Source organism: Novacetimonas sp. GS1 (assembly GCF_036686925.1).
Taxonomy (GTDB): Bacteria; Pseudomonadota; Alphaproteobacteria; order Acetobacterales; family Acetobacteraceae; genus Novacetimonas; species Novacetimonas hansenii.
Genome location: NZ_VSZP01000002.1, coordinates 1 through 14,604, shown reverse-complemented (window position 1 = coordinate 14,604; position 14,604 = coordinate 1). Strand labels below are relative to the sequence as shown.

14 protein-coding genes and 5 pseudogenes are annotated in these 14,604 nt (G+C 53.9%); 9 read left to right on the top strand and 10 right to left on the bottom strand.

The window, feature by feature from the left end; all coding sequences use genetic code 11:
* The 3 genes from FYB92_RS15450 to traA all read right to left on the bottom strand — a co-directional run.
* On the bottom strand, positions 1-215 hold a 215-nt coding region (locus tag FYB92_RS15450; protein WP_332829046.1), incomplete at its 3' end, for a Txe/YoeB family addiction module toxin.
* Positions 212-487 carry a type II toxin-antitoxin system prevent-host-death family antitoxin gene (locus tag FYB92_RS15445; RefSeq protein WP_332829045.1) on the bottom strand — a complete coding sequence of 92 codons (276 nt, stop codon included), beginning with the start codon at positions 485-487 and terminating at the stop codon, positions 212-214. The genes FYB92_RS15445 and FYB92_RS15450, both read right to left, overlap by 4 nt.
* Before the next feature lie 52 nt (positions 488-539).
* Positions 540-3,623 (bottom strand): Ti-type conjugative transfer relaxase TraA, encoded by a 3,084-nt coding sequence (gene traA, locus FYB92_RS15440; RefSeq protein ID WP_332829044.1) that lies wholly within the window; start codon positions 3,621-3,623, stop codon positions 540-542.
* Between the two features lie 97 nt (positions 3,624-3,720).
* On the opposite strand from traA, the gene FYB92_RS15435 reads away from it, so the two are divergent.
* The 5 genes from FYB92_RS15435 (at position 3,721) to FYB92_RS15415 (ending at position 7,154) form a co-directional block, all read left to right on the top strand.
* Positions 3,721-4,080 (top strand): conjugal transfer protein TraD, encoded by a 360-nt coding sequence (locus FYB92_RS15435; protein WP_332829043.1) that lies wholly within the window; start codon positions 3,721-3,723, stop codon positions 4,078-4,080.
* Positions 4,081-4,144: 64 nt separating this feature from the next.
* A complete protein-coding gene (locus FYB92_RS15430; protein WP_332829047.1) occupies positions 4,145-4,411 on the top strand; it encodes a conjugal transfer protein TraD in 267 nt (88 codons plus the stop codon).
* On the top strand, positions 4,404-4,907 hold the full coding sequence (locus tag FYB92_RS15425) for a MucR family transcriptional regulator (RefSeq protein ID WP_332829042.1): 504 nt from the start codon (positions 4,404-4,406) through the stop codon (positions 4,905-4,907). The genes FYB92_RS15430 and FYB92_RS15425 overlap by 8 nt, the downstream gene beginning before the upstream one ends.
* Before the next feature lie 25 nt (positions 4,908-4,932).
* The gene (locus tag FYB92_RS15420; protein WP_332829041.1) at positions 4,933-5,106 is read left to right on the top strand and encodes a hypothetical protein; all 174 of its coding nucleotides are present in this window, start codon (positions 4,933-4,935) and stop codon (positions 5,104-5,106) included.
* 947 nt (positions 5,107-6,053) lie between these two features.
* Positions 6,054-7,154 (top strand): replication initiator protein A, encoded by a 1,101-nt coding sequence (locus tag FYB92_RS15415; RefSeq protein ID WP_332829040.1) that lies wholly within the window; start codon positions 6,054-6,056, stop codon positions 7,152-7,154.
* Positions 7,155-7,197: 43 nt separating this feature from the next.
* Here the strand turns inward: FYB92_RS15415 and FYB92_RS15410 are convergent, their stop codons facing one another.
* From FYB92_RS15410 to FYB92_RS15400, 3 genes are read right to left on the bottom strand one after another with little or no spacing between them, the layout of a single operon-like run.
* A complete protein-coding gene (locus FYB92_RS15410) occupies positions 7,198-7,476 on the bottom strand; it encodes a ribbon-helix-helix domain-containing protein (protein WP_231290084.1) in 279 nt (92 codons plus the stop codon).
* Complete coding sequence (locus tag FYB92_RS15405; protein WP_010511349.1) at positions 7,476-8,111, bottom strand: AAA family ATPase; 636 nt, start codon at positions 8,109-8,111, stop codon at positions 7,476-7,478. The genes FYB92_RS15410 and FYB92_RS15405 overlap by 1 nt, the downstream gene beginning before the upstream one ends.
* Positions 8,112-8,153: 42 nt before the next feature.
* Positions 8,154-8,771, bottom strand: coding sequence for a recombinase family protein (locus tag FYB92_RS15400; protein ID WP_332829039.1), 618 nt, complete (start codon positions 8,769-8,771; stop codon positions 8,154-8,156).
* 399 nt (positions 8,772-9,170) lie between these two features.
* Between FYB92_RS15400 and FYB92_RS15395 the strand changes: the two are divergent.
* Positions 9,171-9,949 (top strand): annotated as a pseudogene (locus tag FYB92_RS15395) (IS5 family transposase).
* On the opposite strand, the pseudogene FYB92_RS15390 reads toward FYB92_RS15395, so the two are convergent.
* Positions 9,939-10,264 (bottom strand): annotated as a pseudogene (locus FYB92_RS15390) (IS5/IS1182 family transposase); the annotation flags it as partial. The pseudogenes FYB92_RS15395 and FYB92_RS15390 sit on opposite strands and share 11 nt — an antisense overlap.
* Positions 10,265-10,520: 256 nt before the next feature.
* Between FYB92_RS15390 and FYB92_RS15385 the strand changes: the two are divergent.
* Positions 10,521-11,486: an AAA family ATPase gene (locus tag FYB92_RS15385; RefSeq protein WP_332829038.1), complete on the top strand. Its 966-nt coding sequence runs from the start codon at positions 10,521-10,523 to the stop codon at positions 11,484-11,486.
* 4 nt (positions 11,487-11,490) lie between these two features.
* Positions 11,491-12,522: a DUF4435 domain-containing protein gene (locus tag FYB92_RS15380; protein WP_332829037.1), complete on the top strand. Its 1,032-nt coding sequence runs from the start codon at positions 11,491-11,493 to the stop codon at positions 12,520-12,522.
* A 120-nt stretch (positions 12,523-12,642) separates the two neighbouring features.
* Here FYB92_RS15380 and FYB92_RS15375 read toward each other — a convergent pair.
* A pseudogene (locus FYB92_RS15375) lies at positions 12,643-12,843 on the bottom strand (transposase); the annotation flags it as partial.
* 2 nt (positions 12,844-12,845) lie between these two features.
* Here FYB92_RS15375 and FYB92_RS15370 point away from each other — a divergent pair.
* Positions 12,846-13,209, top strand: a pseudogene (locus FYB92_RS15370) (transposase); the annotation flags it as partial.
* Positions 13,210-13,736: 527 nt separating this feature from the next.
* On the opposite strand, the gene FYB92_RS15365 reads toward FYB92_RS15370, so the two are convergent.
* Together FYB92_RS15365 and FYB92_RS15360 are read right to left on the bottom strand one after the other, a co-directional pair.
* Positions 13,737-14,405 carry a DUF6118 family protein gene (locus FYB92_RS15365; RefSeq protein ID WP_332829036.1) on the bottom strand — a complete coding sequence of 223 codons (669 nt, stop codon included), beginning with the start codon at positions 14,403-14,405 and terminating at the stop codon, positions 13,737-13,739.
* A 12-nt stretch (positions 14,406-14,417) separates the two neighbouring features.
* A pseudogene (locus FYB92_RS15360) lies at positions 14,418-14,519 on the bottom strand (type II toxin-antitoxin system YoeB family toxin); the annotation flags it as partial.
* Positions 14,520-14,604: the final 85 nt, after the last annotated feature.

The following is a 14,604-nucleotide window of genomic DNA, read 5'->3' as shown; positions in this document are numbered from 1 at the left end:
CCCTGAACCCGGTAAACCAGACGATGTTCCCCCGTAATCCGCCGGGACCACCACCCGGAAAGCTGCCCCTTCAGTGGTTCTGGCTTGCCCAGCCCCTGAAACGGATGCCGCCTTACATCCTCGATCAGGGCATTAACCTTCCCAAGAACAGCATGATCTGACTGGAACCAGGAAAGATAATCCTCCCAGCCATCTTCATGAAAAATGACCTTCACACCGACGGCTTACCCTGCGGCTCCAGAAGATCACGCTCGGTCGCCGCCCCGTGCTCGATGTCACGAATGCTCCGCAACAGCCTCTCCGCGTTGCGTGGGCTGCTCAGGAGATGCACGGTTTCCTGCCAGCCAGAGAATTCTTCTTCTGACATCAGCACGACACTGCCTTTCCCGGTCTTACGGGTCACGACAATCGGCGCGCGGCTGTTCACGGCTTCATCCAGATAATGCGCCAGGTTCTGGCGCAGGTCGGTATAGGAAACACAGGTCATGATCGGTCCTCCAAACCCACCATAACGTACAGTTTTCTGTACGTCTCCTGTTTTACATCCCCATATCCATATCCCGCCCCCTGGAGCGCGACAGCGAACGCGTGCGCTGCGGCTGCAATCCATGATCGAGCGTCGATCCCTTCCGGACGCCCAGTTCATGCCCCTTCCGCCGCAGGAGGGACTCAAGCGGCGCGTCCCGCTTCAATTCCTTGAGCGCCACACCCTGCTGCTCGCGGCTCAGCCCGTCCCACGCCTTCACGAACCGCGCGGCCCGCAATTCCGGACTCTTCAGCACCCTGTCCTCGTGCTCCAGCCCCTCGACCAGCCTGCGCGCCCGTGCCGGCCCTTCCAGCCCGTACAGGGCCTGCCGGATCTCCGGCTCATGCTTCACGGCGGTTTCCAGAGCGATCACTGCCCCGGGCCGTAGCCGTTCCAAGGCCGTACTGGCGTCAAGCCATGCCTTCTTCTGGTGCTCCAGCACCGGCAGGTCCTGCTCCACCATGCGCCCGATGTCCCGCACCGCCCGCGCATACTGCTCCACCGCCTGGTGGAGCGGATCACCACCCGGTACAAACCCACCCAACCCGGCCGGCACCTGCGCGCGCTGCACACGCGGCAGCCGCAACCCGGCAAAGGGAGAGGCGGGAGTCTCACGCTCAATCCCACTTTTCCCCTTCCCGGTCCCGGCATCCATCCCGGCCGACACGTCTTTTTCCGCCGTCCGGCCACGCCCCCGCACGGACAGATCCAGCCCGTCGAACATCCCGCGCTTCCGCTGCGCTGGTGCCGGATCTGGCGTACGGACAACTTCGGCCTGCCTGTCCTTCCGGGGGCCAGAGGCAGCCTTGCCGCGCTCCACCACGATCTCGCTCTCGGGGACATGCAGCCCGCGCCGCCGCGCGAACCCGACATCCCGATCCCGGGCCTGCGGGTAATCCAGCGTGGTATCCTTCAGCCGCTCGCGCGACAGCCGCCGCACCAGGCCGTCCCGGTCGCCCACGTCATCCCGGCCCCAATGAACGGACACGCTCTCCCGGTGCCGTGACAGCGCCACATAGGCCCCGTGCCGGTCCATGCTCCCCGTCGCCAGCACATGCGCCCGGTCCACCGTCACACCCTGCGATTTGTGGATGGTGGCCGCATAGCCATGATCCAGCGCGTCATAATCCGCCACCGACACGGACACGACCCGGCCACGCCCGACACCCTCCTTCCCGTCGAGCTGCACCGACAGCACGAGATCCCCGGCCTCGGCCGATCCCTCGATGCCCCGCACCGTGCCCAGCGTGCCGTTCTTTACCCCCAGCTCCCGGTCATTGCGCAGGAAGTAGACCCGCTCCCCGTCGGCAAACATCCGCTCGCCCTGGGCGGTCGGCACCAGCACGTCGTCACCCAGCTCACCCTCGTCCCTGCGGATCTCCCGCGCCGCCTCGTTCAGTGCCCGCACATCGACACGCCGGTGCGCCAGCATGATCTGACTGTCCTCTGGCGCGGCCTGACGGGCTTCATCCCACCCGGCCACCACCCCGGCCCGCGCCTCTTCCAGCGTGTCATGCCCGCGTACCAGGCCGGCCGCCTCATAGCGTCCCAGCGCCTCACCCGTCCGCCCCGTCGCAAGCTCCTTCGTGGCCGCCTGCTGCCAGTCTTCACGCTGCCGGCGCACCGTCGTGATTTCCACCGACCCGACCCGCTCGGCCACCGCCCGAAATGCCCCGCCGGCCTCGATCGCCTGCAACTGCTCGGGATCGCCCACCAGCACCACCTTGGCCCCAGCCCCGCGCGCGGCCGACAGCACCCGCTCCATCTGCCGTGACCCCACCATGCCGGCTTCGTCCACCACCAGCACGTCCCCGCGCTCCAGCAGGTCGAACCCACGTTCCCACGCACGCTCCAGGGAGGCCAGCGTCCGGCTTTCGATCCCGGACCCCGCTTCCAGCCCTTCCGCCGCGATCCCCGACAGCGCCGCCCCGCGCACCCGATACCCGGCCTCTTCCCATGCCGCACGGGCGACACCCAGCATGGTGCTCTTCCCCGTCCCCGCATAGCCGACCACCACGGACAGGTCGCGGGACTTGGTGACCTCGCCCACCGCCAGCGCCTGCTCGTCCCCAAGCCCGTCCCGCGCCATCGCCGTCCGACGCACCGCCAGCGGCACCGCATGACCCTGGGACTGCCCCATCGCGAGCGATGCCTCTTCCAGACGCTGCTCGACCCCAATCATAGCGCGCGTGGAAAACCGCTCCCGCCCCTGTCCGTCTTTCCCGAGGGCGACCAGCTCCGGACACGCCTCCACCCGAACCATGACAGCACTGAACTGCGCGGCATCCGCCGTATGCCGGTCCACGAACCGCGCCAGGTCCTGACGGGTGAACGTGCTCTGCTGTCGGGTCAGCGCCTCCAGCGCCACATGCGGCTCGGCCAGCAACCTTTCCCCATTACGCCGCGCGATTTCCAGATGGTCGGTAACCCGTTCCGCGCCCTCGCCCCGCTCTTCCCGACGCATCCCGGCCGGACCGATCTTGTTCTGTGGCTCAAGGTCGATCCCCTGTGCGGCGAACGACCGATGATCGATCCGCACATCCAGATCCAGCTCGGCCAGCCGTTCATTAACAAGCGACGCCCATCGCTCCCGCCATGTCAGCAACAGATTTTTGTCATTCCACGAGCGTTCTTTCGCACCAAACCCGTTCTCGTCCACTGAACGCGTGGACAGCATCACATGGGCATGGGGCTTCGCCTGTCCGTCTTCGCCAATATCCCAATGCACATTGAGATCAGCCACCATGCCGCGTTCCACGAACTGCTCCCGCACGAAATCCCGTGCCAGCGCGATCCCCTGTGCCTGGGTCATTTCGCGCGGGATTGAAAACTCCACTTCGCGGGCAAGCTGGGCATCCTTGCGCTTCTCGATCGCCTCGACCTCGTTCCATAGAGTCGCACGATCGAGAAACCGTTCCGGCGCGCCGTCGGGCAGCAGGATCTCGGAATGCACCACGCCGCTCTTGTTGGAAAAGTCATGGTCGCGATCCAGCCGCACATCATGCAGGCGGGACGCTGCACGATAGGCCGCCGCTGCCACGGCACTCCGACCGGTGGCGCGGCTGATGACCTTTGCATGCAGGTGATAGATCGCCATAGACGCGATCCTATCACACCACTTAAGCGCACGTCACGAAGTGACGTATAAGCGCGCACTCACATTTTACTGCGCCAAAAGAGGTTGATTGCTCTGGATGAGTGACGCGGTTCTCGCCTGTGTAGTAGAGTATGACACAGATCAGCAGGACAGGAGACCAGAAATGCGCAGGCCACGGGACATTGATGCGGAACTGAAGGCGCTTCAGGAAAAGGCGAAGCAGCTTAAGGCGCAACGGACCATCCAGCTCGGCGAACTGGTCGAGGCGACGGGAGCCGATACCCTGTCGATCGAGGCGCTGGCCGGGGTACTGCTTGCGGCTGTCGAACAGGCGGACGGCAAACCAGAAGCCGCCGCGAGGTGGACCGAACGGGGGACGGCGTTCTTTCAGGTCGGCGCAAAAAAGGGCGGCCGGAAAGGAACCGGAAACGATCAGAACGGATCTGCAGGCGCTTGAAAGACGGATCAGGAAGCAGGTGGCCCTGATCCATCGCCAGCAGGCACGAAAGGCACGGACCGACATGCGCGACTGGGCGAAGGCGCGACGCGAACGTACCCATCATCTGATCGAACTGGGCGGGCTGGTACAAAAGGCGGGTCTGGTCAATCTGACCGATGATGACCGCGCCACCCTGCTCGGGGCGTTCCTGGATATTGCGGGACAGCTTCAGGGTGGCAATGATACCACTCCAGACGACCTGAAAGCACGCTGGAGGCGCGCGGGGCTTCATGCCTTCGACAGGGATCGGGAACATGACAGGACAACAGGCAGACGTGACCATGACTGACCACGAGATACGATCATCTGAAGCTGACACATTGCGAGAGCTTACGACCCGGATTGTCGCAGCCTATGTCAGCAGTCACACGGTTCCGTCGGATACCCTGCCAGGCCTCATCGCCACGGTGTTTCAGGCGCTTGGAAATCTGGGACGGGCGACGACCGAAACACCGGCTCTGGTGCCGGCCGTACCTGTGAAGAAATCGGTATTTCCGGATTACATTGTCTGTTTGGAGGATGGGAAGAAGCTGAAAATGCTCAAGCGTCATCTCCAGTCCGCCTATGGCATGACGCCAAAACAGTATCGGGAGAAATGGAGCCTACCTGAAAGCTACCCGATGGTGGCCCCCGCCTATGCAGCCCGACGCTCTGTCCTGGCACAGGAGATCGGACTGGGGCGGACCGTCAAGGCGACACCGGAACCTTCGGACGTATCGGAAGCTGAAGTTCCGGTCACACGCCTGCCAGAGAAGAAACGCGGACGCAGGCCGAAACTGGCCTGAAGGTCCAGACCGGGAGAAACAGGACATGAAGACGGATCATACCGATCGCAACGACTGGGAAACCTGGAAGGACGAAGCCACACGTCAGTCCCTCGCCCAGGTAGAGGCCGGGTTAGTGATCAGTGCAGGAGCCATGAAGGCATGGGCCGCCAGCCTCGGCACGGATAACCCGCTCCCCCTGCCACAACCCGGGCAATGAGAGTGACGTTCTCGCACACCGCAGGAAGGTGACGAAGCATGCATTGGTCACGACTGTCCCTGATGCATTGATGGAACGACTGTTTCACGACCCTACGGCTACCCTTGCGCCTACCCATAAGTAACGGCTCTTCATACACCATTGCACCACTGGTGCGGATGCTCAGGAACCTGCCTGTTGGATCTGGGCGATCATTTCATCGGCTGTGATCTCTCCGCGCTGGCGTGCATCCATGATTGCGGTGAGTGTCCTGAGAGGCCACACGAAGCGCAATTCCCGTTATCGTCCCATAAAACTAGCTTTCACACACGGTAACGCCTGTACGGCCATCCTGTGGCGTCTTGCAGGCATGTTGCAACGCGTGAGCTGCTGAGTGATCGCCTGAACCCCAGTGCGTCTTGAGCAGATTACGGTCTTGCCCGGTTCTTCTGGTGTTGCAGGCGTCGGGCGAGCGCGGAGCGGGAGCCCCGTAGGGTGCCGAAGGCGCCGACGCGGGAGAGGAAGGTGCTGGTGGAGAGACGATGCGGGAACGCATCGTCAGATTATGATTTCGCGCCGTAGGCGTGTCCGTTTAGCGCAGCCCTGAAAGGGCGAGCAGGGGGATGCCGGGTGGGAGATCGCGCTATGCGCGATCGGGGCGGCCGTAGGCCGTGAGCCGGCGGGGGCGTAGCCCCCAAGAGGCGGTGCTTGAAGGCAATTTGGCGAAAGATTGCAGAGAATGAAAAGTTATCCACAGCCTTAGAGTGTTAATTTATGTGTTAATAGTAGTGTTAAGGGTTTTCCACAAACACGTAACTGACTGAAAATAAAATATAAAAACAGGATTTTGGGGCCGCTTGCGTCAACGAAACCCCGAATCTAGTGACTCCAGAACCCCGAATCTGCGTCAACGAAACCCCGAATCTAGCTCTTGCGTCAATGAAACCCCGAACCTAAACTGATCGTCAATGAAACCCCGAATCAAAGCAACCCGTCAACGAAACCCCGAACTGACACTTACCGTCAGTGAAACCCCGAACATTGATGGACGTTCAGTTCTACTTCCGGAACGATATCCGACACCAGATCTTTTTATTTGTGATGTCCTTGATGCCATCCCAAAAGATGATATGGCCTCGATGGAACATCCAATTTTCTCGCTTGCCACTAAACCTGATCGACGCATTTTCCGATACGAGCACAATGGCAATACAGTTGAGATCGTTCCGAGCGTCAAAGGGCTCGCGACGATCCATGACAAGGATATCCTTATCTATTGCATTTCGCAGCTTATCGCGAAAATGAATCAAGGTGAGCAGCCAAATCGAACTCTTCACCTTACCGCACGCGATTTATTGGTGTGGACCAACCGTCAAACCGATGGTGATGGCTATAAGCGGCTTCGGAGCGCGTTTGAGCGCTTAGCAGGCACACGGATCACCACCAACATCAAAGCTGATGGAGAAGAAATCACCGAAGGCTTTGGCCTTATCAATGAATGGCGAATTGTCCGTAAGACCAATTCCGGACAAATGTCAGAAATTAAGGTAACGCTGTCCGAATGGCTATTCAGAATGATCGAAGGCCGAAGTGTACTGACATTACATCGCGATTATTTCCGTTTACGCAAACCACTTGAACGGAGAATATACGAACTTGCACGCAAGCATTGTGGTGCTCAGGAAAAATGGGTTGTTTCTATAGAAATTTTACAGAAAAAAACGGGGGCCAGCAGCCATATTCGCGTATTTCGCTCAATGCTCCGTGACTTGGCAGTCAATAACCACTTGCCTGATTATGCTGTCGAAATAAACAGCAACACTGTTACTTTCCGCAATCGGGAAACGATGAACACCGTCAAGGTAATAGAGCCAAAGCTCCAGAAACCATTTGTCGATCCCGAGGGTTTCCATGATGCTAGAGGAGTTGCTCCAGGATATGATGTCTACGCACTCTATGATGAATGGGTGTCATGGTGGAATGATAGCGGACAACCAGAGTTGCAAAACCCCAGCGCCGCATTTGTCGGATTCTGCCGCAACCGACACAAACGCAACCCTATACGCTAGACACAGCCTACGTGTATAATTGTATACGTGTATAAATATATACTTATCCGCTAACGATCCTGCTTCGTCCTTTCTTCACAAACAGATCGTCCAGTGCTTCTCCAAGCAAACTCTGAACCGTCGTTCCCTCTTCGGCCGCTATAATACGAAGCTGGGTGCTGACTTCAGGAGAAAAGTGCCCACCGATCAACTTGGTCCCCTTACGACCATTCAGCGTAGGTTTACGGGATGATATATCTGGCTTCGGGGAAGGGGCTGGCATTGCCTCACCACTACCTTTGGCGCGATCAAGCATCGCTTGTAGCGTATTGCTTTTTGCCATCACACTACCTCCCGATTTTTGTATAATTGTATATCTGTATACTCGTATAAACGCTTAATTTCGTTTGCTGCTGGCCCATGTGCTTCGAATTCCTGCACAGCCTGTCCCGCCGCCTGTGCACGGAAAAATGCCTTGCGGTTTCCTACTGTCACCGGACAGACCGTTGCCCCCAATTCGGTCACGGCCTTAATGGCATCCCCTGTCTCCTGCCCCTGGGGGGGCACAAAAGTTAAAACGACAGCGAACGCTTTATCGAGCTGACGAACCACATCCAATGTATGTGTCATACTCATTGTATCGAACACGGCCGTCTTCGTCGGAATGAGAACGAAGTCAGCATGCCGCGCTGCTTCATAAGCTACATCACGCGCAACAGCAGCTCCGTCGATAATCACAAGATCAGTACCCGCATCCGCGCAGGCTTTGAGCATTGCAGGCAAACGTATCGGCTGAATTGAAGCCACAGCCGGTGTATCGAGCTGGCGTACGTCTTTCCAGAAAGAGGCTGTCGCCTGTGGGTCCAAATCAATAATAGCAACAACCTTACCCGCTTGCTCAGCCGCGACAGCGAGACAGGTTGCAAGCGTCGTTTTTCCGACACCGCCCTTCTGCGAAAGAACAGCAAGAACCTTCATGCTACACCCCTACACGTATAATCTTATACCTGTATACACTTTCTACAAGGGAAGAGAAGGCCTCACCTTATCTCTCTGCACAATGGCAGCAACAGTGTTCTTGCTGATTCCCAGCTCGCGGGCGATCCACCGATAACTCCGCTTTTCAGCCACCAGCGCCAGAACCTTCGGAGCCAAACGGTCAGACTTCGGCCGCTCTCCTTTCTGTCGGCCGAGAACCTTCCCGCGTGCCCTGGCAGCAGCCAGACCAGACTTCACGCGCTCGCTAATCAGATCCCGTTCGAACTCAGCGATCCCAGCCAGAACCGTCGCCAGCATTCGTCCATGTGGTGTCGCCAGGTCGAACGTCATCCCCGTTATGGCGATCAGGGAAACACGATAGCTCTCCAGTTCCTGAAGCGTGGAGATGAGATCAATGGTCGATCGCCCCCAGCGGGACAGCTCCGTCACCAAGATGGCGTCAATTTCACGGGCCTGGGCCAGTGCCATGACCTTTCGACGCTCGGCCCGATCCACTCGGACGCCAGAGCCGGTCTCCATGAAAACATCCAGCACTTCATAGCCCGCGCGTTCAGCAAACCGCTTCAGCTCATCCTTCTGGCGCGCGCAGGACTGATCGGCCGTGGAAACCCGGCAATAGATGACTGCACGCTGTCCCATTTGAACCCTCCCGGAAAAACCACCATGCAACCCTTGATACACCGTGGCTCTGGCTTGTCCCAATATGACTATAGCTTAATTGGTTCAATATAGCATCGTGGACCACAAAATCCTTGACGATCTTCTCAGGACAAATCATCAAAATGGAGGGATCGAAGAAGCGTTGATTGATGCGCCTTTCTCCTGATTTCCGAGTTTTGGCGCGCTGATTGATGGCTCCCGGAGTGACTTTCAACCTGCGTTTTGAGCAGACCGAGAAAAATCATCCGCTGGATTGCTACGCGGCGGCTTTAATCCTGTCTAGGAACAGACAGCGACACATATTACAGACGATATTGGCTAGGGCCTGTCAGGCCTTGAATGACAGAACGAACTGCATAGCTGTTTATGATGAGCATGATGCAGTCTGTCTTTTCTGATGCCGCCTGGTCCGTCTGGGAGCCTTTGATCGAAGAAGTCCGTCCAAAGGGGAAGACCCCACCGAAGAACCTTCGACGGACGATCTCCGCAATTTTCTGGCGCCATCAGAACGGCGCGAAGTGGCGCGCCCTGCCATCTGAGTTTGGGCCTTGGTGGATTGCCGCACAGTTGTTCATTCGCTGGTCGAAGCTTGGGGTGTGGCAGCGTCTCTTTGAAAAGGTAAGAGGCGCGGCCCCGGAATTAGGTATGGTCTTTCTCGATGGCACGACGATCCGTGCTCATCACAAGGCGGCCGGGGCCGTCCAAAAAGGGGATACAGTGAACGCCACAGAGATCGTGAGGCGCCAGGCCGCTCACGTGGAGGCTTTGGCACCAAGGTCTGCGTAGCGGCGGATGGACATGGCAAGGCATTGTCCTTCACACTGTCGCCCGGACAGACACATGAACTGCCATCCGCTTATGTCCTGCTCGACGACCTGCCACATCCACCGACCTATGTCGTCTGTGATCGCGGATATGCCTCGCATAAATTCCGTGAATATCTCTGGGACCAGGGATCTCGTCCTGTCATCCCGCCAAGGAAGAATGACCCAGAAGTCGCCTGTCCCAAATAGGCTTACAGACACCGACACCTGGTCGAAAACCTGTGGGCAAGGCTCAAGGAGTGGCGGGCTGTCGCGACCCGATATGAGAAGACCGCCGCATCTTTCCTCCCCGTCATCCTCATCGCGGCTACAGCAGACTATATCAAGGCCTAACAGGCCCTAGGCCGGTCCTCATCATGATGGCTCGCGCTATGCCTACGGTGCGGACGAACAGTCCGGTCTGTGACTTCTCTGATCAGCAAAGACATGCTCGATACGCGACCGGACAACGGACTTTCCGACATTCGATTTCTGGATATGCTGGGGCATAGGCTTGAGATGAGGCTTTATTCCTGTGGACTTTCGAGACAAAGCCCTGCTTTCCTATGAAATCTTCGTTGACTTTGGAACGATAGGCTGTGTCTGCCCAGACTGTTGAGACCATATTGGTTTTTCCAGCAGCCCCTCGCGTAATCTGACGCCATCACTAGGATCAGGACTCATAACCAGAACATGACGGTTGCAGCGAGGCAGATGCCCGAAAAGAAGACAGACGACTCAGCCGCTCTTCGACATCAAAGATGACCGGACTGCTTCATGAGGCATCCCCCCAATCAACGCAGGAGGAATGGAAGCACGGATAAAATCTCAAAATTAAAGGTTTTCCAAACCCTCTATGTTGAGTTTTCAGGAATATTATATTATATTGTAAAATCTCATCTGAAATATAAAAATAGGCCAGCAAGTGAAAGCATACATTAAAAATATAAGTATTAAAAATCTTTTTGAAAGAAAAAATATTTATTGGAATTTACAAGATATTAATGTCCTTGTTGGGAAGAATGGGGCTGGAAAATCTACTATTTTAAACATAATAAAAGAAATGTCACACAAAGATGGTGCAGAAAATATAAGCAAAGCGTCATCCTCTAAAATTACTTTTACAGACAATTCATTTATTGAGTCTAAAGAAGAAATAATTAAACAATCAGATTTAGAGCATTTTATAAGCCTGATTAAAGAGGGGTTGAGTAAGGAACAAAAAATAAATCAAATAGAAAAAATAGAATCTTTGAGAAATTTTTTATCTCAGAAAAATTCAGATAAGAAAAACCATATCATAACCGCCAAAATAGGCGGGGTAAAATTTCACAAGGGCAAAATTTTAAGCAAAATATCAGATATAAAAACACAGTATGTATCAACAATAAATATGAATGCAAATTCCATAAATGAAATAAAAGGAAGCGATGGCGTCACAAAAACCATACTAGATATGGAGATTCAAAAAGAAATTTTAATATTTAATGGGTACAAAACCGATGAACGTTATATTTCTGTAGAATCAAGGCTATCCAAAGCAATAAATTCTTTTTTTAAAGAATGTGGGAAATCTATAGAGATAAAAGAAGATATTTCTATAAAAAAATCCAGATCCTCTAAAATAGCACTAAGAGACCTCTCTTCAGGAGAGCGTCAAGTTATATATATTTTTTTAAAGGTTGCTAATTCTTTTTTTGACGGTTCAATTATATTGATGGATGAGCCGGAGATATCTCTTCATTTAAGTTGGCAAGAAAAACTTATATCTGAAATTAGGTATGTAAACCCAGAAAGCCAAATTATCATTGTTACACACAGTCCCGCAATAGTAATGAACGGATGGATGGATAAATTCATAGATATATCTGATATCGAGGTGAAGGAATAGATAAATGAAAAACTTCACTCAATATCTAACTGACCCTAAATATATCTCAGCATATGATTTCGATGGGAAAGGTATTATATATATAGAAGATGAAAATGATAAAAGATTTTGGGCAGAAGTTATAGAAGATATAGCTAAAAATAAATATACTATCAAGATCGCAACAACAAATTCCTTAGGAAGGGACGCATCTGAAACAAAAATCCGCGGTAAAGGGGCCTTAACAAAGTTATACGATACTCTAAACAAAACAGTTATGGTCGCAGTAGATAGCGATTTTGATTACATATGCCCCGAAAGCAGCGAATATGCAGAAAAATTATCTAAAAACAAATTCATAATACATACCTTTTCGTACAGCACTGAAAGCGTTATTTTTTGCGAAAAATCAATAAAATTAATTTCTGGAAAAATAAAATATTTTATTGATATCGATTTTGATCTTAATGAAGCATTAAAAACAATTTCAAACATTATATTTGAATCGTTTTCAATGTTTGCTTACTTAAAAAATAAGAAAATTTCTATAGAAAGTGGGAAAGATTACAATAATATTCTATTTTTTTCAATTCCAAGAGAAGAATTTCTCAACGAGAATTACAAATTATGTGAACGCATAATCAATGAATTAACAATTAATTCAGAGAAAAAGAAGAAAAAATACCTGAAATATATTGAAGATAACTCGCTTTTACATGAATATAATGCATATTTAGAACATTTAGACCATTTAGGAGTGAAAAAAGATAACGTATATCGTTTCATACGTGGGCATGACCTCGAAGAAAAAATAGTTATGCCTCTCCTAGAATGTCTGAAATATAAAATATTAAATGCTGAAATTTCTTCTATAGATTCAGAACCACATAAAAATGATACGGTAAAAGAAGAATCAAAAAGGAAAGTAACTAAATTTTTTGAAGGAAAATTGAATTTAGATACTATAATACACAATGATTTATCATTCAAAGAGGATTATATTTTTAATAAAATAAAAGAAAAATTTTCTAGGGCATTAGAGCATAATCCCAAGTAAAGGCAGTGAATGGTGCTACGCGACGGGTTGAGTGATTGAGGATTGCGACATGGATGTGAATCTCCGTAACCTGACGATTAAAATTTCGTACTGTCAGACGCGAGCCCAAGAGCTTGATACAGTGCTGTCGATCAGGAGATGCAATGGACCGTCCGAACCGCGATACGGACTATCGTCCGTCAGAGTTTCCTACCTACGGCTCAACGTACTAAAATTCGGCACAGACCACGCAAGTCCGGCTAGGCGAAGGAGACTTTCGACAAACCCCGTTATCTGCCGCAACGCAAAACCGAACAGGACCTTCAGCGTCAGGCAGGTCTGTGCAGAATGAGGGCGCCAAGTTCTGGCTCCGCGTCATGAACGATCTCCAGCATCGCTGGCGTCGAGGATATGCTGCTGACTGTGATCGATGAACTGAAAGGCTTCTCCGATGCCATCCGTGCGGTTTTTCCCGAGGCCCTTGTGCAGACCTGCATCGTTCATCTGCTGCGCCATTCGCTAGATTTCGTCGCCTGGAAAGATCAGAAATCCGTGGCTACGGCATTGAAGAATATCTACCGGGCGGTACGCCGAGACTGGCGAAGCCGCTCTGGCCGCCTTTGCCGAAAGCCCTGATGCCGGAAATACGCGGCGATCGTCCAGTCTTGGGAGAAGATCATTCCCTTCTACGCCTTCTCTGCCGACGTCTGGAAAGACGGTACGGCTTCATGGGAAATACATATCTTCAGTTTCCTGATGAAATCGAATGTAACAGCCCCGATGCCGGAGACCATGCACAAACGGGCATAAGAGTTTTGTCGGGTGGCCACCCATCCTTGTTTTCGCTCGCTCCTTAACCAGAAAACCGGACTGACAGCGGCCTCTGACCAAGCCAGAACCGAGATGGTTGTGATGGTAAGGTACAAAAGCCTTGAATATCGAGAAGGGGGAATATTCCCCCCTGTTATGACGGAAACGCGTGATGCCATCCTCCACAAATCGAACTGGAGGAAACACCGATGCATTGTCCCAAAATATCCCTCAAAGGACTGGCGGCTCTTATAGAAGCCGTGGCCGCATTTCTGGCGGCACTCCATCTATGGTGCACATGATGCTGCGCCCTGCCCAAAATGGGCTTTCTGTCCCTGCATCTTCCGACACAGTGGAAAACATCAACACCAGGCCCGGCAGCCACTCGCCCAGCTAAGATGGTGTCGGGGGATGCGTTTTCATGGCTATGACCCATCCGGCCGGATGGTCAGGACACAAGGCTGGTCCACCTTCGTCTCGTTGGCCGTTTTCTGGCAAATGGCGATCCGGTCCTGACTGGCGTCCACAAGCCGGTTGGACCGGACCATATGCCGCAGGCTTTCGGGATTATCGGCCTCCATCATCAACGCACCAGATTCCCACCGATCCTGTCCACCCACGATGAACGAGGCCACCCGCGTCCCCAGTGATGACGGCAGGAGGTAGGTCAGGATAGGCGAGAACCCGATCCCGACAGCCAGACAGGCCAGCCCGACCTTCAGCACCCACCAGTTTTGACGGTCCTGGGTACGTGCCTGCCCAACAATGTCGGTCAGTTGCTGCCGCTCCACCTGAACCGCACGGATCGCGGTATGAAAGGCGGCCTGCATGTCCTGACTGACAGAAAGCCCTGCCTGGCGTACTCCCTGCCCATAGGCCTGCGGCGTCATCTTCAGCGTCGGACTGGCCTCGATCGCCTTCATGCGCGCGCCCACGTCGTTCAGGGCTTTGACCAGTCTGGCCAGGTCCGGCGTGTAGTCTGGCGGCCGGTTGTCCCGCCATGCCTGGGGCAGCGCTTCCACACTACGCCGGAGCACCGTCATTTCGGCGCACAGATCCTCAAAGGCACGGGCTGCCGGATCTGTCTCGCTCATGGCGCCTCTCCTTCAGTAATGAAACCGGCACTGGGCAACCTCGATCCGCTGATCCTCTCCCGCGCGGCCCTGAACCCGGTAAACCAGACGATGTTCCCCGTTAATCCGCCGGGAGCACTCACAACACCCACCCGAGCTGCCCCAACAGGATCTGGATTAATATGGGGGGGGGGGGGGGATAGAAGGTAGAGGTCGAGCA

Coding starts and splice junctions, on each gene's coding strand:
- FYB92_RS15445 (WP_332829045.1), bottom strand. CDS start 487: ATGACCTGTGTTTCCTATACCGACCTGCGCCAGAACCTGGCGCATTAT.
- traA (WP_332829044.1), bottom strand. CDS start 3,623: ATGGCGATCTATCACCTGCATGCAAAGGTCATCAGCCGCGCCACCGGT.
- FYB92_RS15435 (WP_332829043.1), top strand. CDS start 3,721: ATGAGTGACGCGGTTCTCGCCTGTGTAGTAGAGTATGACACAGATCAG.
- FYB92_RS15430 (WP_332829047.1), top strand. CDS start 4,145: ATGCGCGACTGGGCGAAGGCGCGACGCGAACGTACCCATCATCTGATC.
- FYB92_RS15425 (WP_332829042.1), top strand. CDS start 4,404: ATGACTGACCACGAGATACGATCATCTGAAGCTGACACATTGCGAGAG.
- FYB92_RS15420 (WP_332829041.1), top strand. CDS start 4,933: ATGAAGACGGATCATACCGATCGCAACGACTGGGAAACCTGGAAGGAC.
- FYB92_RS15415 (WP_332829040.1), top strand. CDS start 6,054: ATGAAACCCCGAATCAAAGCAACCCGTCAACGAAACCCCGAACTGACA.
- FYB92_RS15410 (WP_231290084.1), bottom strand. CDS start 7,476: ATGGCAAAAAGCAATACGCTACAAGCGATGCTTGATCGCGCCAAAGGT.
- FYB92_RS15405 (WP_010511349.1), bottom strand. CDS start 8,111: ATGAAGGTTCTTGCTGTTCTTTCGCAGAAGGGCGGTGTCGGAAAAACG.
- FYB92_RS15400 (WP_332829039.1), bottom strand. CDS start 8,771: ATGGGACAGCGTGCAGTCATCTATTGCCGGGTTTCCACGGCCGATCAG.
- FYB92_RS15380 (WP_332829037.1), top strand. CDS start 11,491: ATGAAAAACTTCACTCAATATCTAACTGACCCTAAATATATCTCAGCA.
- FYB92_RS15365 (WP_332829036.1), bottom strand. CDS start 14,405: ATGAGCGAGACAGATCCGGCAGCCCGTGCCTTTGAGGATCTGTGCGCC.